The following is a 23,623-nucleotide window of genomic DNA, read 5'->3' as shown; positions in this document are numbered from 1 at the left end:
CCATGACTAGGTTCAATGAAAGAACCATGAAGCGGGCGAGCCCGTCGCCGACGACTGCGCCCCCGGCCCCGAGCGGCCGCCCCACCCTGGCGCTGACCAGCGCCGCGACCGCCGTGGCCCTGATGACGTACACGGCCCCGATGATCACGCTCCCGGACACGGCCGCCGCCCTGCACACCCCTCTCTCCACACAGGCCTGGCTGCTGAACGGCACCCCGCTCGGCCTCGCCGCGCTGCTGCTGGTGGCGGGCAGCCTGGCCGACGACTACGGCCGCCGCCGGATCTTCGTCGCCGACACCCTCGCCCTCGGCCTGACCACCGTCCTCGGCGGCCTCACGACCTCCACCTGGGCCTTCACCCTCGCCCGGGTGGCGCAGGGCGCGGCCAGCGCGGCGATCCTGGCGAGCAGCCTGGGCCTGCTGGTCGCCGCGTTCCCGACCCCGCGCGGCCGGCTGCACGCGACGGGCGTGTGGGGCGCATTCGTGAGCGGCGGCATCGCGCTCGGCCCGCTGGTCGCCGGGGCGATACCCAACTGGCGGGCGGCGTACGGCGTCCTGGGCGTGGCCGCGCTGCTGGTGGCCGGACTCTCCTCCCGCGCGCTCACGGAGTCCCGCTCACCGCGAGGCGGCCGTCCGGACGTGGCCGGAGCCCTGGCCTTCGGCCTGGCCCTGGTGGCGCTGGTGGCGGCGCTGACCCTGGGCCGGGACGGCTGGCTGCGCGCACCGGTGGGCCTGCTGCTGGCGGCGACGGTGGTCCTGCTGGCGGCCTTCGCCCTCATCGAGCGCCGCTTCTCGTCCACCCCGATGATCGACCTGTCCCTCCTGCGCAGCCCCCGCTTCCTGTCCTCCTCCGCCGGCGGCCTGTTCACGGGCCTGGCGGTGATAGGCCTGTTCAGCTACCTGCCGGCGCTGCTCCAGCGGACACTGGGGATGTCCGCGATGGACACGGCGTGGCTGGTCCTGCTCTGGTCCGGCCTGTCGTTCACGGTGGCGTTGCAGGCGAAGCGGCTCGCGGGCCGGGTGTCACCGCGCTGGCAGCTCGCCGCCGGTTTCCTGCTGCACGCGGGCGGAGTACTGACGATGCTGGGCGCCCTGGACGCGGGCTCGTGGCCCCGCCTGCTGCCCGGCCTGATCCTCAGCGGCGTGGGCAGCGGCCTCCTGAACGCCGCGCTCCCGCTCCTCGCGGTGGAGTCGGTCCCACCCGCCCGCGCGGCGATGGGCTCGGGCGCCCAACAGACGTTCCGCTACATCGGCTCCTGCGCGGGCGTGGCCCTGACGATCGCCCTGGCCACCTCGTCCGGCGCCGGCCTGGCGCACGGGGCGGACGTGGCGATGGCCGTGTCGGCGGGGGTGGCGGTGCTGGGGGCGGCGAGCGTGGTGGCGCTGCGGGAGCGGGGGTGAGCGGTCCGCCCTGCCGTCAGTGAAGACTGACGCGCTGTTCATGGGCCACAGAAACGGACCGCCGACGGACCTCCGGCCGGCCCGGGAGGCGCACGCCTTTCCACCCGTTCGCAGCGATATCCATAAAGGCGCGAAAACGCACATCTACGACTTTTCCTATTCACCCGCCGCCGGAGAGTAGAAGCCCGATCGGAACCGCAACCACCTCCCGTCGAAGCCCTTGACAGCCTTCTCGAACCAATAAGATGATGTTGCGTACACGGAAGATTCAGAAACACCACAGAGAATTCACAGAATCAAAGGGCGAACCGTCCGTCCGAAATAGCGTCTTGAGTAAGTAAAAGATTGCCGATCCATCGGTAAAATCTCTCCGCAGTCCGGCCTGTCAGTACGTAGCCCTTCTCCTCCTCTTCCGCCATGTCGACCTGGGCATATCGGTCAATGACGTCGCTCTCCTGGGCCTTTCCGTGTTCTGCTCCGCCACGCCCTGCCGCTTTTCCTTTTCCCGGGGCCCCGTCGGCCTGCCCTCCTGCCGCTGCCGCGCGGCCGGGCCGGCCCGGCGGGCCCGTCGTACCCGCGTGAAAGAAGGGGCTCCATGGACCAGAAGGTCCTCGAAGCGCAGCAATGGGTGAACGCGACCTACGGCAGCCTGTCCGGCTACGTCGCCTGCCCGGAAGACGGCAACACCGGCTGGTCCACCATGTACTCCCTGACCATGGGGCTACAGCACGAGCTGGGCATCACGACACTGTCCGCCAACTTCGGGCCCACCACTCTGGCCGACCTGGCCCTGCACGGCGACATCGGGCCGTCCGAGACCAACAAGAACCTGGTCGACATCGTCCAGTACGGCCTGTTCTGCAAGGGCTACTGGGGTGGTGACGGAGACGGGGTCTACGGCACGCTCACCACCGAGGGCGTCCTCAGCCTCAAGTCGGACGCCGGCCTGGGCGGGGACGGGTCCGTACAGCCGAAGGTGCTCAAGGCGATCCTCACCATGGACGCCTACGTGCTCCTGGCGGGCGGATCGAGCACCGTCCGCAGTATCCAGCAGTGGCTGAACGGCAGGTACTTCGCGAGCCGCGACAACTTCTACCTGATCCCCTGCGACGGCCACTTCTCGCGGGGCGTCCAGACCGCGCTCATGCAGGCCATCCAGTACGAGCTGGGCGTCCCCACCGACTCGGCCACCGGCAACTTCGGCCCGACCACCCAGGCCGGACTGCGGGCCACACCCCTGGCGAACGGCTCGACGGGGGTGTTCGTCCAGCTGTTCTCCGCGGCCATGGTGTGCAACGGCGCCAGCTCCGATTTCACCAGCACCTTCGGCTCCGGCCTGGCAGACGACGTCCGCAGCTTCCAGAAGTTCTCCGGTCTCGACCAGAACGGAACCGCCGACTACGAGACCTGGTGCCAACTCCTCGTCTCCATGGGCGACGCCGACCGTCCGGGAACCGCCTGCGACTGCATCACCACGATCACCGACGACCGCGCCCAGGCACTGAAGGCCGCCGGATACAGCATCGTCGGGCGCTATCTCGACGAGAGACCCTCGGACAAATACCTGAACAAGCGGATACAACCCGGCGAACTGGACACCATATTCCAGAACGGAATGCGGGTTTTCCCGATCTCGCAGTACAACGGCGGCTCGGCCGGCTACTTCACCTACCCGCAGGGATACACCGACGCGCTGGGGGCCCATACGGCGGCCGTCGGCTACGGATTCGACCCCGGCACCGTCATCTATTTCTCCGTCGACTTCGACGCCACCGACGACGATATCTCCAACCATGTCATCGACTACTTCCTCGGGGTGTCCAGCGGTCTGGCATCGCAGGGAAAGCGTTACATATACGGGGTCTACGGCTCCCGCAACGTCTGCTCCCGGGTGACCGACGAGGCATACGCGGCGCACTCGTTCGTCTCCGGAATGTCCTGGGGATACTCCGGGAACCTGGGCTACCCGCTGCCGGCGAACTGGGCCTTCAACCAGATCCAGACGCTCTCCGTCGGATCCGGCACGGGCGCGATCGGCATCGACAAGGACGTGCACCGCGCGGGCGCCGACAGCGGGGTCAACAAGGTCAACTCGCCCGACAGCCCGCTCGACACCTACCTGCAATACGTCTCCGACCTCTACGAGACGGCCGTCGCCTGGGGTCAGGGAGACCCGAACATCCGGGTTCTGGAGTACATGCGGTACCCGACGTACGCGGGGGTGACCTCCGGCTGGACGCAGATCATCTCCGACCCTGACGACGACTGGATCGCTTACGCCGACGCCAACGGCCCGGCGCGGGTGCCCACCTACACGGACCCGGTGGCCGGCATCTCCATCAACGTGAACCACTTCGCCGCCACCGCGAACGGCGTCGCCGTACGGGGCCAGGGCTCCGGCTCCACCACCAACCTCGGCGACTTCGCCGGCTGGGGCGGCGACCTGAGCACCTTCTACGGGGAGTGGCGGCGGGACTCCGACACCACCGCGTCGGGCTACACCTACTGCATGGACCGCCTGGCGAAGATCAACACGACGTCGACCTTCATGATGGACGACCTGATCGAGGACGCGGACGGCTATCTCATCGGCATGCAGCTCAGCGACGGCAGCGGGACCACTGTCGTGGACGCCGTCAAGAACATGCTCCAGGGCGGGGGCGCCCTCAGCAGGTTCCGGCGCTTCTTCGACGCCCGCTACGGCGGCAACGGCAGCACCGTCTACGACACCGCCCTGGACATGCTCACCAACCCTGGGATCATGGCCGACCTGCGGATCGCCGCCATCGTGAAGATGGCGGGGGTGGATACCCTCCAGCCCGCCATGCTCCCCGACGACCTGCTCGACCCGTTCGTGCAGGGCTACGTGGACACCCTGGTCGCGATCGTGGGCCAGGAGAACGCCTGACCCAGCCGGCCTGACCCTCGGACCGCACCTGCCGGAACCTGGAACGACATGACACAGACACCGCGCCACCCCGGCAGTCCCGTTCCCCGTCCGGCCTCTCCCGGGCCGGCATGGCGAGGGGCGACGGGCAGGGCCCGGCATTGGCTCACCCGCGACCACACCGCGCTGGGGATCTGGACCTGCCTGCTGGGCATGTGCGGCAGTCTGGTCGCCGCCGCCCGGGCCGCGCTCGCGTTCAGCGGCGTGCCCGATCCCGGCGACCAGTGCGGGGCGCTCGGCGCCGACACCGACTTCGTACGGGTCGCCATCCGCGTCTTCCCCCCGTCGGCCCGCTGTGTCTTCCGGCAGCACCCGTCCTTCGAACTCGTCCCCCCGTGGGTGTCCCCCGTACTGATCGTCTGCTTGGTGGCGACGGTGTTGGGGGGAGTCGCTGCGATCCACAGCGCCCTGCGCACCTGGATGTCCACCCGACGGCGGACCCGTCGGCGGACCTGAAAACGCACCCGAGAACGCACCTGGCAACGGACCTGAAAACGGAGAGTGCCCGACGATGCGTGAAGACACGACCGAAGCAGGACCGAGCGGTACCCGGCCGACCCGCCGCGCGGTCCTGGCCACCGGCGTCGGCCTGGCCGGCGCACTCTGGATCACCGGCACCGCCGCCGGTACGGCGCAGGCGGCGACGGACTCCGGTACCTGGGACCGCTCCACCTCGCAGAACGGCTGGAAGGTGGCCCCCTCCGCCGGATCCGGGATCAAGACCCTTCGGATCGAGGGCAGCGACGTCTCGGTGGCCCTGCGGGAGGGCGCCTCCGCGGCCCTCCTGCTGCACGTGGCCCGGCGCTTCCACTACGAGATCCACCCCTTGTCGAGCGGTGATGTGACCGGGCACTCGACCCACCGGAAGGTCGGTGCGGCCTTCGAGAGCAACTACCTCTCCGGCACTGCCCTCGCCATCCGTCCCCTGCTCTACCCGGCCGGCGTCAAGGGCGGCTTCTTCCCCAACGAACTGATCGTCCTGCGGGACATCCTCGCCGACTGCGAGGGCGCGGTCCGCTGGGGAGGCGACGAACGCGGGGTGGTCAAGGAGAGCCACTTCCAGATAGACGTCAAGCCCGGCAACGCACTACTCCGGAAGGTCGCCGCGAAGATCGACACCTGGGCAGTCACCCCGGGCGCCGGCGCCGGAGCCATCGACCCCTTCGTCTCGGCCAGGCGCAAGGCCGCCCGCGCGCTGGAACGCCGCCAGGCAGCCTGACGGAACTGCCCCGCCCGTCGGAAGACGGCCTCGATGTCCAGGGGGCGGGGAGGAGTGGTGTGGGGCATGAGCGTCCTTGGCAGCGAAAGCGGTGTCAGCGGGGAAGTGCCGGGATGCGGCTGCGGATGCGGCTGCGGGTGCGGCTGCGGGTGCGGCTGCGGGTGCGGCTGCGGGTGCGCCAAGAGGTTGTTTCCTATGGTGCGTCTGAACATGCACGCTGGAGGGAAGCGAAAGCCGCGTCCGCGGAGTCGGCAGGGAACAGCAGCAGGAGGGTGGCCCGGTCCGGCGTCGTGATGACGTAGTACCGCGCCAGGTAGGAGAGATGTCCCCTGCACGAGATGCGGCCACGTCCTTATGCGCGCCCATGCCCGAGAAAGCTAGTCATAGCCCTTGTCACCGTGCAGCTTGGCAGGCCGCCGACGGCGCGGTCATCCATGCCGCCCACCCCCGAACTTCACTCTGTGCACATGCCAACCCAAGAGGCTGTGGAGAGCGGTTACGCTGGAGGTATGGGCGAGCCCAAAGACCGGCGAAAACCGGCACGGGCGCACCGGCAACAGGACGGCGCCAGGACCGAAGTCATCGAAGTCCCGGACACGGCGGCTACGCCCGCGGCCGCATCGACACCAGCTTCCCCCACACCACCATCCGGTACCGCGAGGTGAACTCGGGCGTGCAGGTGGTGAGGGTGATGTAGTAGCCGGGCTCCTTGTACCCGTACGACGGCTTCACGATCGACCGCGGTACGGCCCGGATGACCCCGGAGTCACGGGAGGAGGTCTGCGGCAGGATCTGGTCCACGGTGTACGTGTAGGTCGCCGACCTGGTCTCGACCTCGACGGTGTCCTCGCGCCGGAGCCGGGGAAGATACCGGAACGGCTCCCCGTGGGTGTTCCGGTGCCCGGCGAGTGCGAAGTTGCCCGCCTGGCCCGGCTGTTGGGTGCCGGGGTAGTGACCGACGTACCCGTGGTTGAGCACGTTCGGCTTGCTGACGCCCTCCGCGACCGGGACACGGAGGCCGAGCCGGGGAATGACGAGGATCGCGTAGGCCTGGGAGGCGACGACCCGGGTGGTGTACGACGTCTGCTGCCGCCCGGCGCCGGAACGGGCGGACGGCGCGGACGGGGCGGAGCCGGTGGCACCGGAACCGCTCTTCGCCTCACCGCTCGAGTCCCCGGACCCGCCGGAGTCGCCCCACTCCCGCTCCAGCGCCTCCACCTTCCGCTCGGCCCCCTGCCTGGCCTCCCGGTTGGTCCACCACAGTTGGTGCACGACGAGGAGCATCAGCACCACACCCACGGTGACGAGGAGTTCACCCCCGCTCCACAGGACCCGCCGGCGCCGGGCCCGCCACCGCCGGTCGCCGTGCCCCACCACTCGCACCGCGCACACACCTCCCGCCGACCCGGCCGGTGCCGCACGCCGGCCGGTGCCGCACGATAAGGCGAACACCGCCAAGTCACCAGAGCCGTAGGGATTCCCGCCCCTCCCCTCTCCACGACCCCTCACCACGACCCCCCGCCGCGCCCCTTCCCCGCGCCCCTCCCCACAATCACTTCCTACACGGGTTTTAGAAACCGCTGTCGCAACCCTCGACAACCTCACACGCCACACCCGATGCTTCGTGTGGCATGCGGGGGGACGAGTCAACGCCGGTCCGGGAACCGGTGCTTGAGCCGCAACGGAGAGGTTGAGAAGCAGCCATGATCCGACGCAGAACACTCCTGGCCGCCGCGGGAGGCGGCCTCCTGGGCAGCGCCCTGGCCACCGGCACGGCACGCGCCGACGCCACCATCGCCGTCAGCCCGTCGACGTCGTACGGCACCTGGGAGGGCTGGGGCACCTCGCTGGCCTGGTGGGGCAACGTCTTCGGCACCCGCGACGACTTCGCCGACATCTTCTTCACCACCAAGTCGACGACGTACAACAGCACTTCGCTCCCCGGCCTCGGCCTGAACATCGCCCGCTACAACCTGGGCGGGTGCAGCTGGAACACCGTGAACGGCGAGAGCATGGTGGCCTCGGCCAACATCCCCGCGTACAAGCAGATCGAGGGCTACTGGCAGGACTGGAACAACGAGGACCCCACCTCCTCGGCCTGGGACTGGACCGCGGACGCCACCCAGCGCGCGATGCTCGTGAAGGCGGTGAACCGCGGCGCGACGGCCGAGCTCTTCGCCAACTCCCCCATGTGGTGGATGTGCCTCAACCACAACCCGTCCGGCGCGTCCGGCGGCGGCAACAACCTCCAGTCCTGGAACTACCGCCAGCACGCCTCCCACCTGGCCGCCGTCGCCCTCTACGCCAAGAACAACTGGGGCGTGAACTTCGCGACGGTCGAGGCCTTCAACGAGCCCTCGTCCTCCTGGTGGACGGCGACCGGCACCCAGGAGGGCTGCCACATGGACGCCACCGTCCAGTCGGCCGTACTCCCCTACCTGCGCAGCGAGTTGAACACCCGAGGCCTGACAAGCACCAAGATCTCGGCCTCGGACGAGACCAGCTACGACCTGGCCCGCACCACCTGGAGTGCCTTCTCCTCCACCACGAAGGGCTACGTGGACCGCGTGAACGTCCACGGCTACCAGGGCTCGGGCGGCCGTAGGGACCTGCTCTACACGGACGTCGTGACGACGGCCGGCAAGGCCCTCTGGAACTCCGAGACCGGCGACAACGACGGCACCGGCTACACCCTCGCCTTCAACCTCCTCTACGACTTCCGCTGGCTGCACCCCACCGCCTGGGTCTACTGGCAGGTCATGGACCCGTCCTCGAACTGGGCGATGATCGCGTACGACGCGAACACCCTGGCGGCGGGCGCCGTCACCACCAAGTACTACGTGATGGCGCAGTTCAGCCGTCACATCCGCCCCGGGATGAAGATCCTGGACACGGGCGTGAGCAACGCGGTCGCCGCCTACGACTCGTCGGCGAAGCGCCTGGTGATAGTCGCCCTCAACACCGCCACCGCCGCCCAGACCTTCACCTTCAACCTCTCCGGCTTCACCACGGTGACCGGCGGCTCCGGCGGCCTGGTCCCGCGCTGGAACACGGTGACGACGGGCGGCGACCTGTACAAGTCCTACTCGGACACGTACGTCTCAGGGAAGACGGTGGCGGTGTCGGTCCCGGCGAAGGCGGTACAGACGCTGCAGATCGACGGGGTGACGATCTAGGAGCCCCCGGCGCCGGGGGCAGGCAGCCCACTTTCCCCCTCCCCCGGCGCCACTACCGCAACCGAACCCGCATCTCCACACCCACCTCATCCCCCGCCCCCAGCCCCTGCGGCTTGCGCACGGCGTTCTTGAGCGGCAGCAGATACCCGCCGTCCCGGGGAAACAGGGAGGTCTCGAAGGCCACCCCGCCGACCGCCGCCCGGACGGGAATGACGCCCCACCCGTACGAGGCCATGGCGGCCACCTCCCGAATCTCCCCGGACTCCTCCTCCGGTACGGGAACGAAGTAGTACGGCGCGGGCCCCCGCCACTCGACGACGCGCCCTCGGAACGCGAACTCCACGGAACGACTCCCCTCGCAACCGACTGCCCCCCATCTCTATCTCTTCTTTGACACCGACGGGCAGTACGGTGTCGTTCATGCGCCCCGACACGCCTGCCGAGAACGTCGACCACTCCGCCGAAGCGGCACGCCTGGAGCGGACCGCCGGCCTCTACCCCGAGGACGCCGAGGCCCTGCTGCTCCAGGCCGCGGCCCACCTGGAACTGTCCGACGCCCGCCCCGCCGCGACCGCGCTCTACGACCGCCTGCTGTCCACGCCGGACAGCCTGGAGAACGCGCCGCTGGTCCGAGCCCTCAAAGCCTCGAACCTGTGGGAGTACGACCACGAGGCAGAGGCCCGCGCGATCATCGACGGCATCCGCACCACGGCTCCCCGGGACCCGGCCCCCTGGGTGATCGTGGCCGAATCCCTCGAATCCCACGACGAGCTGGAAGCGGCGCACGACACGTTCACGGAGGCGGCCACCCTCCTCCTCACGGACGTGACGGAACCCCCCTACGCCACGCACCCCCTTCTCTTCGGCCGCCACCGGGTCCGCCGCATGCTGGGCCTCCCCCACGACGACTGGGACGCCCAGGCCGACACCCTGCACTCGTCCTCGGTCTCCCTGGACGAACTCCACGACCCCAAGCGCGTGTGGTCCCTCGGCTCCGACAACCCTGCGGAACTGGAAGCGGAAATCTCCCGCCTCCGAGCAGAACTGGGCACCTACCGCGAGGCCCTCTCCCGCCCCTTCCCGGTAGCGGTCCTGCACTGGCCGGCGGGCGAACTGACGGAACTCCTGTCGGCGTACCCGGACCTGTCGACGGAGTACCCGTCCCACCCCGAGCACCTCGCGACCATAGAGTCCTCACTCCGCGAACTGTCGGCATCGGGCACCCCTAACCTGGGAATCGTGACGGGCACGGTCCCGTCGTACGAGGCCTTCGCGGCCTCGGAGGGCTCATCGCCGGGCGACACGACGCTGCTCCCGCAGTACGCGACGACGCTGGCGGCGCGGGGGCGGGCGGTGGTTTGGCCGCCGCAGCGAACATCGGAGTGCTGGTGCGGCGAGACACAGCCGTACGACGCGTGCCACGGCTCGTAACCCACCCACCACCACGCACGCCGCCGAACCATCCCGGCGTGCCCCCACCCACCCGACGCGCCCCAACCCCGGCCGCGATCGCAACCCACCCAGGACCCACCCCGGCAAGCCGCCCACTTTCCCCGGGCCGCCCGCTCGCTTCTACCCCGTGCTGGAGCGGCCCGGGTCAAGGGTGGCCCGAAGGGCCATCGGCGCAGCCGACGCGGACGCGCAGCGCAGCGGAGCGGGAGCGCCCTTGAGGCGGGGCGCGGAGGCACGAGACTGACCTGGAAGCGGGCGGCCCAACTACACCGTCCCAACATCGTTTAGAAAACGAACTCTCGGAGGGATTGTGTCTCGCGGCCAACCCCTCGCCACCGGAACGCTCCGACGGAGGCTTCTCTACGGGGACAACGTCGGCCAGAAGGCGTTGTGTCGCTCACTTCGGGACTTTCGCAGGTGGTCAAACGATGGGTTGCTCGCATTCAACACAGGCGAGATTCGGCATGCCATACAAATACAGACACACACCCCAAGTTAGGATAAACTCGGCTAAATTGGCGTGACCGTCCGTCAACCGACATCGGCTTCTAACAAACCCACAAGTCGACCTCCCGACTGGAGCGCCACTCAGCATGGGAGGCTTCACGCGAATGCCTCCTAAGATGTAGCTTCTACCGTAACGTCAACCGCGTGAGGCGGGATGGCTACACCTGAATGATGCCTATAAACAAGGCTTTTACTGTTGCGCAAGATTGCCGACGTGGTCGATTGAACGAGGTGGCCCCTATTGAGCCCCGCAAACGATAGCGAGCTCGAAATCTCGATCGGGCGCGCGCTAGTCGATTTCCGGGAAGGACTCAAGAGACACGATAACCCCCTGGCCGTGGTTCGCGAGTTCATAACACACGGGCCTTGTGTGGCAATCGACCGCACAGCACATGCTGCACTACGCGAGGCAGTAGCGAGCGCCCTTGACGTTCACCCCAATCGAGATGTTTACACGGTGGGATCGGCGAAGCTGGGATTCAGCATAAAGCCGAAAGCGCGATATCGCCCTTTCACTGACACCTCGGACGTTGATATCGCAGTGGTTTCACCGGAGATTTACAGCAATCTCTGGCGGCAGGTGCGATCATTTCAATCGGCAAAGGGGATATGGAGGCCTGATCAGGAGCACATGTTCAAACTGCGCCACTTCTGGGGGTCTCTCCATCTTTCCGATATCCCCCGATCGCCCATTATCCCAATTCAGGAAAATCTATGGGAGCTCGGGAGGTCACTGCAACGAAGCAGACTTGCCGGCCCTTATCGAGTTACCTTCGCAATCTGGAATGAGATGGAATCTCTAGAGACTTATCAGAGTCGCGCGGTAGCAGCATGTCAGGAGAATAACCGACTATGAAAACCACTGCAACGAACAAAAAAATTCGCCAACTCTTGACAGCAATAAGCGACGGAAGCCTGATTCTTAGGCCCGAGTTTCAGCGTCGACTCGTATGGACCGACAAGCACAAGCAGGAGTTCGTTCGGACAGTTATTGACGGGCTCCCGTTTCCTGAGATCTTCTTGTGTGACGGCGATGTCGACTTGACTACCGGCCGAGGAAACCAGCAGGTTGTCGACGGCCAGCAGCGACTCACGACGCTATATCAATACTTCAACGCTTCGAGGGATTTGAAGCTGGGCTCTCTCGCCCCTTATGAAAGTCTCGATGATAGCGTGAAGCTTTCTTTTCTTAACTATGATGTCGTCGTTCGAGATCTCGGCGAACTGACGGAGCAAGAGGTTCGCAACGTCTTCACCCGGATGAACTCTACGAATTATGGCCTCAATGCAATGGAGGTGAACAACGCCCGTTTCGACGGGGCCCTCAAACGTGCCGCACAGAAGGTGAGCGAGTGGGAATTCTTTGATGCACATCGTGTCTTCAACGCCGTCGATATTCGACGAATGAACGATATCAGATGGTGCTTGACTCTCATCATTACCATGATCTCCGGCTATTTTAGCCGCGATGTCGAACATGAGACATATCTTGAGCAGTACAATGATGAGTTCCCGGAGTGGGATGAAGTCAAGGGGAGGTTGGAACTAACATCCAACCTGATCGAAAGCCTTAGTGTCGACGGTTCAAGTCGCATGTGGCAGAAGAACGACCTCTTCACACTCATGGTGGAACTCTCTGATCTGGGGTCAGAGAACTGCACCGACGTTGCCGCTCTCGGCAGCAAGCTAGCTACCTTCTATGCAGAGGTAGACGGAATCTCTGAAGGTACGAGCCCGAGGGAATTCGGCCAAAGTGCCGAGCAGTATCGCGTTGATGTCATCTCAGGAACGAACGAACGAGCCCGCAGGATTAGACGAGGGGGCGTTATTCGCGACATCGCCAAGCCATTCTTCTCTTCCACCAGCTCATCCTGACTGGGTTGGCATCGATCCCGGAGGAAAATGGCGAGACTGTCCGGGCCATCACCAGCGAGGTCCACTCCGAACTCTCCAACAAGGAGACTCTCGAAAATCCGCGCGACTAACGAGTTCAGGATTGGTGTACAAACCGTCCCGGAAAAGCACCAGTGTCAAGCTTGGCAGTAGCAGAGCAAACGGCGTGACGCATAAAAGGGATCCTCAGCATCGTCATGGAGCACGGTCCCGAGCCCTGGACCTATCACTTAACATCGCCGAGGACGCTTGGGGCCGCACACCCGACAGCCCGTCGCTATCGGAGGAATCACCATGGTGGTGTCCAAGCATTCCGATGAGCTGAGCTTCAAAGAGTTAGTGCAGAAGCTCAAGCGCCAAGGCCAGCCACTTCTTTCAAGGCCAAGATCCTGGCCATCGCTCGCCGCCAAGAATACTCACGCCGGCGACGCCAAGGGCCGCCTCAAGGCTGCTCACTTGGCGATTCCCTCCACCTTGAACGCTAACCGCCGCGTCAATCGAGCTCCCGTCCCAAACGCCATCGAGTAGCCCCAGCTGGAACGGTCTCCCGATTCTTACCACGCTACGAGGCACCACGCCTCCTCACGCCCAGCTGGCAAAGCCGGGCAGAGTGGGCATCCGACTATTAACGCCCCCACCAATCCCGGTGGTACTCGATAAAATGCATGTGCACTTTGTGCTTCCTATGCATTTTGAGCTTCACTCGCAGATTCTCTTCGAACATGCCGGCGCGCGCGACGATCGACCAATCCTCTTCGATGAGCACTGCCCCGATATCCAATCGAACGTGGCAGTTAGGGCACAGACAGAGGATGTTGCGCTCCACGTCGGGGCCGTGGTGCGGCTTACCCAGAGGCTTGATGTGAGCACCCTCGCTGTATGGCTTCCCATCGGGGCCAACCAAGCGTAGGCCGCACATCTGACATTCATGGTCATATAGCACCTTGATCCGCTGCACGGTGGCTGGGTCACGCACAATGCGCTGTACGCGGGTGACCCGTGTAGCGGGAGGCTTTGCTTCCCCATCCTTGACAGCGGTCTGTCCGTTGCTCTCCCCATCGACAACCGCCGCCTCGATGTCCAGCAGTTCCTCCTGCTGCACAAGCACTTCAGCGATCTGGCGCTCAGCAGGGGTGAGTTCCTGCTCCGGGTCAGACAAGCGTTCCAAAATAAACTGACAAATCTTGATCGGCGCACCGTCGGGAGCCAGCGACTTTGCTGTCGCGTCACGGGCGGCCGTGATCTTGTACAGGCCGTCGTACCGGTAGCTGTTGGGTAGCGAGTATCGTCGGTCACCCTTGGGTCCTCGGAAGATTCGAACCGGATGCCCACGGTCAAAGCTCAGCTTCAGCGCCGCATTGTCCCGATATTCCCAGGACTGACTCTTCAGGAGCTTGGTGCCGTCCTTTTCATCGTCCGGTGACGCCCCTGTGTATCGGACCGTCGTCCAGTCATCGTCGTCGTCTTCGTACCCTCCGTTGAGCACGATGGCGTCAGCGATGTAGCTGCCGTCCGAGTCCTTCAATCGCGAGATGCCCCGTCTCACGTCACTGTGCAGATTGGCGTGCTTCATATCCACGCGTGAGGCGAAGGCTTCACCAGGTATGACGCCGTCTATGTGACCGATGGCCTGCTGTCCCATCGCACCATACTGACCGAAGGCGATCGCTTGTGTCACATCACTTTCACCATCGGATCGTTCCGATGGCGTCCTAGGACTCCACCTTCGCTTGTACGCGGCCCCTGTTAGAACTGTGCGCAGCGAAGCGAGCGAACGAGGGGGGCTGACGTGAGTCAGTCAGGGGACCTGTCACAGCCTGTCGCAGGTGTGTACGAGGAGCTCATCACCGAAGGCATGCAGGCGCAGATCAATCAGCTGAACGCTGCCGGTTGGAAGCCGATCCAGACGGAGGTGAGCGCCGAGTCGTCTCCGCATGTACTGGCTCGCTTCATTGGCGAGGCCGTTGGGCGCAGGCTGAGTCAACTACCCCATGACAAGCAGGTCGCCGCGGCCAACCACATCATGCGGTCGCTCATCAGCAGCGTGCCGGATCCGGATGTAGACGAGTCGATGACGGCCATCGCCGATGGTCCCCGCCAACTCCTTGCCTTGGCGGAACAGGAAGCTCCCGGCGTCTACGCCATCCGCCCCTTGACCCCCCTGTCAGAGACCGCGCTCATCACGAACGCACCCGATGACCCGAGTCTAGGAGCGGAGCTGCGGGCAGAGCTCGCCACCGCCGACCGCGTCGACCTGCTGTGCGCCTTCGTAAAGTGGTACGGGATAAGGATCCTTGAGGACTCCCTCCGCTCAGCGAAGGAACGCCGCATTCCGATCCGAGTCATCACGACCACCTACATCGGTGCCACAGACCGCAATGCCTTGGACCGACTGGTGCGCGAGTTCGGCGCTGAAGTGAAGGTCAACTACGAGATCAGGTCAACCCGTTTGCACGCGAAGGCGTGGCTGTTCCGCCGGAACACCGGCTTCGACACCGCGTACGTGGGCAGCTCCAACCTGTCCAAGGCTGCCTTGCTCGACGGCTTGGAGTGGAACGTACGGCTGTCCTCGGTCACCACCCCCAGGGTGCTCGACAAATTCGAGACGACCTTCGACGCCTACTGGGCCGACGCGGCATTCGAGTCGTACGACCCCGATCACGACGGTGAGCGTCTCGCCAATGCCCTCGCCCAGGCCGGCGGCACCGCGACAACTGATGACCTCAAGATCAGCCTCTCCGGTCTTGAGGTGCACCCCCTCCCGCACCAGAAGGACATGCTGGAACGCCTCCACGTCGAACGGGAGATCCGCGGGCGTACCCGAAATCTCCTCGTATCGGCTACGGGCACGGGCAAGACTGTCATGGCTGCCTTGGACTACCGAGGGATGCGTGATCAGCAGCGCGGCGAGCTTCCCCGTCTTCTCTTCGTTGCCCACCGAAAGGAGATCCTGAAGCAGTCGCTACGGACGTACCGAGAAGTACTCGACAACGCCTCATTCGGGGAGCTGCTTCACCACGGCAAGGAGCCTCGCGAGTGGACGCACGTATTCGCCAGCGTCCAATCGCTCAACCTTCAGCGGCTGGAGCAGCTCGCCCCAGGACACTTCGACGTCATCGTCATCGATGAGTTCCATCACGCTACGGCCGAGACGTATCGACGCATCATCGAGCGCTTCAAGCCGGCCCAGCTGTTGGGGCTCACCGCAACTCCGGAGCGGATGGACGGTCGCAATGTGCAGGACGAGTTCTTCGGAGGGCGGATTGCGGCCGAGCTCCGGCTGTGGGAGGCGTTGGAAAACGACCTACTGTGTCCGTTCCACTACTTCGGGCTCCCCGACGGGACGGATCTGACCCGTCTTGACTGGCGCTCGGGCACCTACGACCGCGATCAGCTCGGGCACCTCTACACAGGTGACGAGGCCCGCGCACGCATTGTCATCAAGCAGGTCAAGGACAAGATCTCTTCTCCAGCCACCATGCGGGCCCTCGGATTCTGCGTGTCCAAGGACCATGCCCACTTCATGGCGGAGTGCTTCCGGGGAGTAGGGTTCCAAGCCGCAGCCCTCGATAGCGACTCCAGGCCTGAGGTGCGCGAGCAGACACTGGGTGATCTGAAAGCAGGTCGTATCCAGGTGATCTTCTCTGTCGATCTCTTCAACGAGGGGCTGGACATCCCCGACGTCGACACGCTGCTCCTGCTTCGCCCCACCAACAGCGCGACGATCTTCCTTCAGCAACTAGGCCGCGGCCTGCGCCGTACACCGAACAAACCCGTCCTCACCGTGCTCGACTTCATCGGTCAGCACCGAGCCGAGTTCCGCTTCGAAGAGCAGTTCCGGGCTTTGACCAATCTCTCTCGCAACCGCCTCGTAGACAGCATCGAGCAAGGCTTCCCCCAGTTGCCGTCCGGCTGCCAGATCATCCTGGAGGGCAAGTCCAAAGACCTAATCCTCGACAACATTCGCACTCAACTCAAAGCTACCATCACCACACTGGCCAAGGAGGCCAAGGACTACAGCACACCGCGGCTGGCGGACTACCTCCGCGAGAGCCGACGCAACATCCAAGAGCTCTACAAGAGCGACAATTCATGGACCAAGGTGCTGCGCAGGGCCGGCCTCGTCCATGAGGAGACACCTTCGGGCGAGGCCGATCTCCTCAAGCGCGTGCACGCCTTTCTGCACGTCGACGATCCGGACCGCATCCAGTCGTATCTCCGACTGCTCGTAGACGATGCCCCCGACTACGATGCGCTGCCCCCGAAAGAGCAGGGGTATGCACGCATGCTCTTCTTTAACCTCTGGGACAACGCAGGCGGTTTCGCTAGCTACCGCGAGGGTCTCGCGTCACTGCACAGCCAGCGCATGTTCCGTGACGAACTCCAGCAGGTCCTTTCGTACGCCTTCGAAGAGGCTGACCACTTCCCCCTCCCCCTGGAAGGCCCACTCACGCATGTGCCCTTGAAGATCCACAGCTCTTACAACCGCTCCGAGATCCTCTCGGCTCTGGGGATTGCCCAGTTGGGCGGCCAGATGCCGAGGGATTTCGGCCAGGGTGTGCGCTGGGTAGAAGAACTCAAGACGGACGCCTTGCTCATCACCCTGGAGAAGAATGAGCGGGACTTCTCCCCCACCATCCGATATCGGGACTACGCCCTCAGCCCTACTCTGTTCCATTGGGAGTCCCAAAGCACCACCCCGGAGAACTCCGCGACCGGGTTGCGCTACCAACAGCATGCGGAGCAGGGAAGCCATGTTCTGCTCTTCCTTCGCCGCTACAAGCGCAACAGCATCGGCAAGTCCGAGCCTTGGATGTTTCTGGGTCCGGCGACCTACGCGAAGCACACCGGCAGCAAGCCCATGGCGATCACTTGGGATCTCCAGCACGAGCTTCCCGCCGATGTGTGGTCGTATGCGGCGGCGATCACCAGCGGGTGACGTTCTCAGTCTCGGCTTCAAAGTGCGTCTGGGCTCGGTCGAGCACGTCATCCGCGTTGCGGCCACATGCATGCATCCAGCGGAGGAGGTCAGCAATGATGTCGATCACGGCTTCCTCCGCCACGGTCAGAGCCAGCTGTTCAGATTCCGAGCACGTGGCGTGCGGCGTCTTCCTCGCTCTGTAGCTGTTGAATAGTTCTTCGACTCCAGTGACTGGGGAGCGCGCCATGTGAATACAGGCAGACGGCAAGCCCGTGTCCAGCTCGCACCACGTCACCTTCCGATCGGCGTGAAGCACGACACCCCAACGGTCGGCCGTTGCATCGATGAGTGCCATGCCCCGACCGACTTCACTTTCCGGATCTGCACGGAGCAGAGTCGGCAGAGCTCGTGCGTCAGGGTCGTGGACTTCGAGACGCAGATGGCCGCCGTTCATGGAAACGGCCAGGGTGGTGGGGGTTCCGTAGCCAACGTGAGTGATCACGTTCGAGACGAGCTCGCTGACACAGAGCTGAGCAGCAGGGGCGATGCCGGGCAACCCCCACACGTCCAGATGGATGCGTAGGACGCGCCGTAGAGCCGCTACTTCCTGGGGCTCCGCCAGGAACGGAAGGTCCCAGGGCTTCCTCGGCATGCACGTAGTGCACTCCATACCTCAACTCCTCCCACGAGGCACCTAGTTGCAGTGCGCGATTGAATGCACACCCAGAGTTGCATTGGAACTCTCAAAATGGAACTCTCATCTCATGTCAGTGGGAGCGCGCACGGTGATCGCACGCCCCCGGCGCACCCTGCCTTGCTGTCACAGCCGAGCGACCAGGACGATCTGATGGATCGACACGAAGGGGTCATCACATGCCAGTCGGGCCCACTACACGCCGGCGCCAACTCGGCGCCGACCTACGGCGACTTCGCGAACTCAAGGGGCTAACTCTTGAGGAAGCAGGCACCCGCGTCGGAATTTCGAAGGCGACGCTCAGTCGTTACGAAACAAAGGAGGGCACGGTCAAGTGGCCTGCGGTTGACGCACTATGCCGTGAGTACGGCGCGTCTGACGAGGAACGGCTTGCTCTGGTCGAACTGGCGAAGGGAGCAAGGATTCAGGGCTGGTGGAGGTCGCTTGCAGACCCCATCCCTGAGTCCATGAACCTGATGCTCACCCTTGAGGACGAGGTCGTACGCGAAGACCATTACGCGTCCGTATACATCCCTGGACTCCTACAGACACGGGCTTACGCGGAGGCCGTCCACCGCGCCTCCGAGGTGCAGTGCGGGGAACGGGAAGTACAACATATGGTCGACATTCGCATGAAGAGGCAGGAACTGCTCCAGCGAGACGAGCCACCGCACATCTGGTGCGTGATCGACGAGGCGGCCCTACGCCGCACGGTCGGTGGGAGCGGCGTCATGCGAGAACAACTCCAACATCTGCTCGCCACATCACAGCTACCCCACGTCACCGTGCAAGTGCTGCCGTTCTCAACGGGCGCGCACTCGGCAGCCGTTGGCAGCTTCTCCATCCTTCGAGGTCCGAGTCCCGAGCTGGACGTGATCTACATGGATCTCCTCGGTGGCGGCCTGTTCATGGAGAAGCGGCCCGAGTTGGAGCGTTATAGGTTGGCGTTCGAATACCTAAGCGCACAAGCACTCGATCTTGAGTCCTCAGCGGAGCTTGTCGACCGTATAAGCAGGGAGCTGTGATGACCGCTTTCTCGGCACGGCCGTGGTTCAAGTCCTCCTACAGTGGGGGAAGTGGCACTGAGTGCGTCGAGTGCGCGTATAACTGCGGTTCCACGCTCATACGTGATTCCAAGCATGTCCACGGGCCCATCCTGGCTGTTCAAGGCAGTACTTGGGGGGCCTTCATAGGTGCGCTACGTCAACACGGTGATCTCAAATCTAGACGTTCCGAAGAGTAGGTCAGTGGCCCTGGCCGCTTGGTCCGGTATCCGACCACGGCTGGAGGCCCCTACCGCCTCACCTCCATGGTGGTGGGACTCGTCCTCCAGCCGTAGGGCTCGGCCGTCCAGCATTGGTGCGCTGTTGGCAACCCCCTTGCTCCCTGCGAGAGTTAGACGCGTCGGCTGAGGCGCGGGGGAATGAGCGGGGCTGTGGTGCAGAGGCGGCGGCAGGTCGTGCTGTGCGTGTGTGCTGTCGTACTCGCGCTTCTCGCCGTCGGCTATCCACGCAGCGCCGATGACGTCGTGGCTGCGACCCAGTTCAGCATCGCCTTCTTCGCCACGCTGCTGACCGGCGAGGCCGTGATCTTCGCGCTCACCTTCTCCGCGGCCAGCTCCTGGCCGTCGCTGCGGGCTATAGACAGCCACATCGCCTTCCGGGAGTGGGTGCTCATCGGCTGGGCCGCCGCCCTCTTCACGGCCTGTGGCCTGCTGGGTGACAACAGGATCAGCGCCACCTACGGCGCGTTACTGTTCCTGCTGGCCAATATCTTCGGGATCTTCTCGTTCATACGGCTCTTCGGTCTGGCCAGCGTCGGCGGTCGTAACCGGCTGCTGTGCCGCACGCTCGCCGAGGCGCTCGGCCGGCCGGACATGGGTTCGGCGGCCCATGACTTCGAGAACGGCCCGGTCGTCAACGCCTACCTCGGCGCCATCGGCCAGGCCGTGACCAGCAACGATCCGACCGCTGTCCGGAACCTCGTGGACCAACTGGTCGAGGCCGAGGTCGCGGTGGAGGCGGCCGAGAACGCGATTGCCCTCCATGTCGACGTCCTGCACCGGCTCGCCCGCGCGGCCTTGGTCAGCGAGGCCGATCCGATCCAGGCGACGTCTTGTGCGCACGCCTTAGTCGATTCCGTCGTACGGCTGTGCCGGACTCTGCCCGAGCCCGCCCCGCCACTCGGCGCCCTCAGCCGCTATCTGGCATGGCTGGCCGACGCCGCGCTGCTGATGTCCGTACGAGGCGTCGCGTCGAATCGGTCCGCGCGTGAGCTGGTCGCTCTGAGCACCGACGCCCGGCTGAAGATCCTGCGCTGTGTGGACCCGGACCCCAAGTCCGCCACTGATCACGAAGAGCTCGGCACCCTTCTCAGCGAGCCGCGCCAAGTCCTGCTGTGGAGCTCCGACTTCGCCGAGTTCCACGGTGCGCACCAGGCCAGCGCCATGTACGGCGTGTACGAGATCCTCACCGGCACGAAGTTCATGGGGAACTACTGGGACGGCGCGTCCATCCTCACCCAGTTACGTCAGTCGCTGTTCGGTGGCGATGACGCCGTGACCACCCCGGCGGCTGACGCCACTCGTTCCGTGTTCGGCGGCGTCGAGGAGTACGACCACTTCTGGGCGCTGGCCTCGGTGACCGCGCTGGCCACCTTGCGGGACTGCCGCGTCGCTCACCCGCCGGAGCTGGTACGTCCCGAGTTCACCCCTGACCATCAACTGCTGGGCGCCTACCTGCGGACATTCGCCACTCACCGCTACTTCGCCACGGCCGAACAGGCACGTACGGCCCTGCTCGGACTCCTCTCCCGGACGGCCCCGGCAGGGTCGGTGAGCGACCGGGTACACCACAGCCGGGTCAGTCGCACGTACCGCGTTCCCGCCCCGCACGTGGAGCCGCATCAGCGGCCCGCTGCGGTGATCCTCGCCGTCGCGTGCCGACTGGCTCCGCTCGCGCCCGGTCAGGAAGACACAGAACTGCGCGGCTTCCTCGCCGCGCTTCCCTCCGCCGGGCTTAAGGCCACCGCCGGTCTGGCTGCCCGCGTCCTTCCTGGTGCGGCCGAGGAGAACGAGCCGATCGAGGCAATCGTCGTCGGTCTCAAGGTCCTGACCCTGGTCGGGGCGCACACCCGGGAGGGGGCATGACTGAACCGGTCATAGACATGGCCATCTGGCGCGAGCGTATCGCCGCGCTCCAGTCGAGCGAGGTGACAGCGACCGTCCTCGTGCAGTGCGGTCTCCTGTGGCTCCAGCCGGGCCTCGTCGGCCTCCGTAACGAGATCGATCAGGCCGTCATGAACGCCCAGTTGCGTCGCGGGGCAGGCCTCACCGTCGATCGCGTGATCCTGCACAACCTGCCTGTCGTTTCCAGTGCCGCTGCCCGGCCCGCCTCTGTTGACCGGGCGTTCGACGAATGGCACCACCGGCTGTCGGCCACCAGCCTCCTGCTCTGTGCGTCCGAACGGCCTGCGCCCAGGATCCACCGTCTCATCCTCAACGGTGACCAGTCGTCCGCCCCTATCCCGGATATGGTCGAAGTGCTGGACAACGGCGACTGGACCGACCACCAGCGGGCCGGGCTGGCGCTGGACATCATCCATACGGTCGGCGCAACCACGCCCCTCACGGGCTACGACATGGACCTGGACGGCCCCTTCGGCGACGCCGACCCCTCCATCTACATGTGAGCGTGGCCGCGAGCGGCCCACCAGAAACTTGGAGACCAGGTGCCCTTCTCCCCCGAGACCCCCGAGGACCACGTCTTTCTCGCCCAGGCCATCGAGCTGTCCCGCCATGCCCTGGAGGACGAAGGCAAGACTCCGTTCGGTGCCCTGGTCGTCATCGGCGGGGAGGTCGTGGCCACCGGCACCAGCTCGGTCGTCGAACTGCGCGACCCGACGGCACACGCCGAGGTCATGGCCCTCCGTGCCGCCGGCGGCAAACTCGGCCGCCATCTCATGGAAGACGCCGTGATGTACTCCAGCAGCGAGCCGTGCCCCATGTGCCTGGTGGCCTGCTACTGGGCCCGCGTCTCACGCCTCGTCTACGCCGCCACCAGCCATGATGTCGGGGTCAACGGCTTCGAGGACCTCCAGTACTACCGCGAACTCTCCGTCCCCAACGCGGAACGCACCCTTCTCGCCGAAACCCCCGTCGACGGCGACTCCCGGGAGATCGCGGCGGCAGCGCTGGCCAGTTGGGCCGACAAGCTGGCGTTCCCGGTGGAGCCGAAGCTCTGAAGTACCTACTGACAAGGCTTGTTGGACCAGGTGCTGGGCTGTGGCATCTGAGTAGGCAGAGGGCGGCCCTTCTTGAAGTCTGTGAGAGACACCAAGGCCGGGTTCGCAGCTGTCAGTCAAAAGGGAGCCCCCCAGCCGCCCGCTTCTTTCGCAGTGTCGTGCTTCCGTGAACTGAGTAAAGGGCGCTCCCGCTCCGCTGCGCTGCGCGTCCGCGTCGGCTGGCGCCGATCGGCCTTCGGCCGGCCCTTGACTCAGCTCACTCCAGCACGGGGAAGAAGCGAGCGGGCGGCCGGGAGGGATACGGGGGGCTTGCGTTGGATGGCCCTTGTGTGGGTTGCGAGGGACCGTTGGGCGGGGAGGGGCACGGCTCACGGGGTTGGCGGTGTCCACGACCGGCGGGCGCCCGGCGTGGTTCGTGCGGAGGCAGGCGGCCGGGCCGTGGAGGAGTTGGTTCAGAACACGAAGGGGCCCGGGGACAGCGGGGTGGCTGCCCGGCAGGAGAACGTGATGCCGAACATCACGAAACTCAGGCCGTACACGCCGCCGATGGTGTCCAGGCTCTGCCCGAGTTCGACCGTGCCCTCGAGCGGGCCGGAGTCGAGCGGGTCGCCTGCGAAGAGGGTCGGGTTGGAGAGAGTTCCGGTGAAGGTGGTCGGCTCACCGGTGGTGGTGTCGTAGAGCACCAGGGTGGTGGTCATGGTGTACGCCGGGATCGTGACGGCGGCGGTGATCCCGGGCAACTCGACGGTGATCGTCGCGTCGGTGCCGTTCTGGGTGGCCGTGAAATCGGCGGTGGTCCACCCCAGGGTTCCGCAGTCGTACTGGGCCGTGGCCCACGTCGGTGTCACGGCACCCGCCCCGGGGGCCAGTGCCACCGTGCCGGCCAGCAGCGCGGCGGAGGCGGCAGCGATCACTGCGGCGCGTAACTTCCGCTTCGTGCGTCTCATGGCTCACTCCTCCTACGGAGTCCTACGGAGATTTCGTCTGACGTCACGTCAGGCGGTGGCCACATTGACGCGCAGGGAGCGTGAGAAGACAAGCGGCACGGGCGCCTGCCGCGGGGGATGCCGCTCGGGGGGCCGTCGCCGCGTGCGGATCTCGCTTCCGCCCAAGTCCAAGTCCCCTTTTCCCGAGCGAGGTTGACGCGCCTTCGTGCCGAGAGGGATCATCCA

General features: G+C 65.4%; 19 protein-coding genes. 14 read left to right on the top strand and 5 right to left on the bottom strand.

Translation table 11 applies throughout. From position 1 onward, the window contains the following. The first annotated feature begins 2 nt into the window (after nucleotides 1-2). The 4 genes from ACGFZQ_RS00970 (at nucleotide 3) to ACGFZQ_RS00955 (ending at nucleotide 5,566) form a co-directional block, all read left to right on the top strand. Nucleotides 3-1,400 (top strand): MFS transporter, encoded by a 1,398-nt coding sequence (locus ACGFZQ_RS00970; RefSeq protein ID WP_393838588.1) that lies wholly within the window; start codon nucleotides 3-5, stop codon nucleotides 1,398-1,400. A 595-nt stretch (nucleotides 1,401-1,995) separates the two neighbouring features. After that, nucleotides 1,996-4,308 (top strand): glycoside hydrolase domain-containing protein, encoded by a 2,313-nt coding sequence (locus tag ACGFZQ_RS00965; protein WP_393838587.1) that lies wholly within the window; start codon nucleotides 1,996-1,998, stop codon nucleotides 4,306-4,308. A 48-nt stretch (nucleotides 4,309-4,356) separates the two neighbouring features. Continuing rightward, entirely contained in the window at nucleotides 4,357-4,803 is a 447-nt protein-coding gene (locus ACGFZQ_RS00960; protein WP_393838586.1) for a hypothetical protein, read from the top strand. Between the two features lie 55 nt (nucleotides 4,804-4,858). Further along, the gene (locus tag ACGFZQ_RS00955) at nucleotides 4,859-5,566 is read left to right on the top strand and encodes a hypothetical protein (protein WP_393838585.1); all 708 of its coding nucleotides are present in this window, start codon (nucleotides 4,859-4,861) and stop codon (nucleotides 5,564-5,566) included. A 603-nt stretch (nucleotides 5,567-6,169) separates the two neighbouring features. On the opposite strand, the gene ACGFZQ_RS00950 is transcribed toward ACGFZQ_RS00955, so the two are convergent. Beyond that, on the bottom strand, nucleotides 6,170-6,958 hold the full coding sequence (locus ACGFZQ_RS00950) for a class E sortase (RefSeq protein WP_393838584.1): 789 nt from the start codon (nucleotides 6,956-6,958) through the stop codon (nucleotides 6,170-6,172). A gap of 311 nt (nucleotides 6,959-7,269) precedes the next feature. On the opposite strand from ACGFZQ_RS00950, the gene ACGFZQ_RS00945 reads away from it, so the two are divergent. Further along, nucleotides 7,270-8,742, top strand: a complete 1,473-nt coding sequence (locus tag ACGFZQ_RS00945; protein ID WP_393838583.1) for a beta-1,6-galactanase — start codon at nucleotides 7,270-7,272, stop codon at nucleotides 8,740-8,742. 52 nt (nucleotides 8,743-8,794) lie between these two features. Here the strand turns inward: ACGFZQ_RS00945 and ACGFZQ_RS00940 are convergent, their stop codons facing one another. Continuing rightward, entirely contained in the window at nucleotides 8,795-9,085 is a 291-nt protein-coding gene (locus ACGFZQ_RS00940) for a DUF1905 domain-containing protein (RefSeq protein ID WP_393838582.1), read from the bottom strand. Between the two features lie 77 nt (nucleotides 9,086-9,162). Here ACGFZQ_RS00940 and ACGFZQ_RS00935 point away from each other — a divergent pair, with 77 nt between their 5' ends. The 3 genes from ACGFZQ_RS00935 (at nucleotide 9,163) to ACGFZQ_RS00925 (ending at nucleotide 13,122) form a co-directional block, all read left to right on the top strand. Next, on the top strand, nucleotides 9,163-10,173 hold the full coding sequence (locus tag ACGFZQ_RS00935; protein WP_393838581.1) for a hypothetical protein: 1,011 nt from the start codon (nucleotides 9,163-9,165) through the stop codon (nucleotides 10,171-10,173). 1,380 nt (nucleotides 10,174-11,553) lie between these two features. Continuing rightward, a complete protein-coding gene (locus ACGFZQ_RS00930; protein ID WP_393838580.1) occupies nucleotides 11,554-12,576 on the top strand; it encodes a DUF262 domain-containing protein in 1,023 nt (340 codons plus the stop codon). Nucleotides 12,577-12,888: 312 nt separating this feature from the next. Further along, nucleotides 12,889-13,122, top strand: coding sequence for a hypothetical protein (locus ACGFZQ_RS00925; RefSeq protein WP_393838579.1), 234 nt, complete (start codon nucleotides 12,889-12,891; stop codon nucleotides 13,120-13,122). Nucleotides 13,123-13,219: 97 nt separating this feature from the next. On the opposite strand, the gene ACGFZQ_RS00920 is transcribed toward ACGFZQ_RS00925, so the two are convergent. Continuing rightward, entirely contained in the window at nucleotides 13,220-14,272 is a 1,053-nt protein-coding gene (locus tag ACGFZQ_RS00920) for a YDG/SRA domain-containing protein (RefSeq protein ID WP_393838578.1), read from the bottom strand. 177 nt (nucleotides 14,273-14,449) lie between these two features. Between ACGFZQ_RS00920 and ACGFZQ_RS00915 the strand changes: the two genes are divergently transcribed. Further along, a complete protein-coding gene (locus ACGFZQ_RS00915; RefSeq protein ID WP_393839218.1) occupies nucleotides 14,450-17,533 on the top strand; it encodes a DUF3427 domain-containing protein in 3,084 nt (1,027 codons plus the stop codon). On the opposite strand, the gene ACGFZQ_RS00910 is transcribed toward ACGFZQ_RS00915, so the two are convergent. Next, nucleotides 17,520-18,167, bottom strand: coding sequence for an ATP-binding protein (locus ACGFZQ_RS00910; protein ID WP_393838577.1), 648 nt, complete (start codon nucleotides 18,165-18,167; stop codon nucleotides 17,520-17,522). The two genes, ACGFZQ_RS00915 and ACGFZQ_RS00910, sit on opposite strands and share 14 nt — an antisense overlap. A 221-nt stretch (nucleotides 18,168-18,388) precedes the next feature. Between ACGFZQ_RS00910 and ACGFZQ_RS00905 the strand changes: the two genes are divergently transcribed. The 5 genes from ACGFZQ_RS00905 (at nucleotide 18,389) to ACGFZQ_RS00885 (ending at nucleotide 22,451) form a co-directional block, all read left to right on the top strand. Then, nucleotides 18,389-19,234: a helix-turn-helix domain-containing protein gene (locus ACGFZQ_RS00905; protein WP_393838576.1), complete on the top strand. Its 846-nt coding sequence runs from the start codon at nucleotides 18,389-18,391 to the stop codon at nucleotides 19,232-19,234. Beyond that, nucleotides 19,234-19,452: a DUF397 domain-containing protein gene (locus ACGFZQ_RS00900; RefSeq protein ID WP_393838575.1), complete on the top strand. Its 219-nt coding sequence runs from the start codon at nucleotides 19,234-19,236 to the stop codon at nucleotides 19,450-19,452. The genes ACGFZQ_RS00905 and ACGFZQ_RS00900 overlap by 1 nt, the downstream gene beginning before the upstream one ends. Before the next feature lie 180 nt (nucleotides 19,453-19,632). After that, the gene (locus ACGFZQ_RS00895) at nucleotides 19,633-21,357 is read left to right on the top strand and encodes a hypothetical protein (protein WP_393838574.1); all 1,725 of its coding nucleotides are present in this window, start codon (nucleotides 19,633-19,635) and stop codon (nucleotides 21,355-21,357) included. Continuing rightward, a complete protein-coding gene (locus ACGFZQ_RS00890; RefSeq protein ID WP_393838573.1) occupies nucleotides 21,354-21,899 on the top strand; it encodes a hypothetical protein in 546 nt (181 codons plus the stop codon). Before ACGFZQ_RS00895 ends, ACGFZQ_RS00890 begins: the two co-directional genes overlap by 4 nt. Before the next feature lie 39 nt (nucleotides 21,900-21,938). Continuing rightward, nucleotides 21,939-22,451: a nucleoside deaminase gene (locus tag ACGFZQ_RS00885; protein ID WP_393838572.1), complete on the top strand. Its 513-nt coding sequence runs from the start codon at nucleotides 21,939-21,941 to the stop codon at nucleotides 22,449-22,451. Between the two features lie 452 nt (nucleotides 22,452-22,903). On the opposite strand, the gene ACGFZQ_RS00880 is transcribed toward ACGFZQ_RS00885, so the two are convergent. Next, nucleotides 22,904-23,398: a hypothetical protein gene (locus ACGFZQ_RS00880; protein WP_393838571.1), complete on the bottom strand. Its 495-nt coding sequence runs from the start codon at nucleotides 23,396-23,398 to the stop codon at nucleotides 22,904-22,906. Between the last annotated feature and the right edge of the window lie 225 nt (nucleotides 23,399-23,623).

This window comes from Streptomyces sp. NPDC048254 (assembly GCF_043201895.1).
Taxonomy (GTDB): domain Bacteria; phylum Actinomycetota; class Actinomycetes; order Streptomycetales; family Streptomycetaceae; genus Streptomyces.
This window is presented reverse-complemented; position numbering and strand designations above follow the sequence as displayed.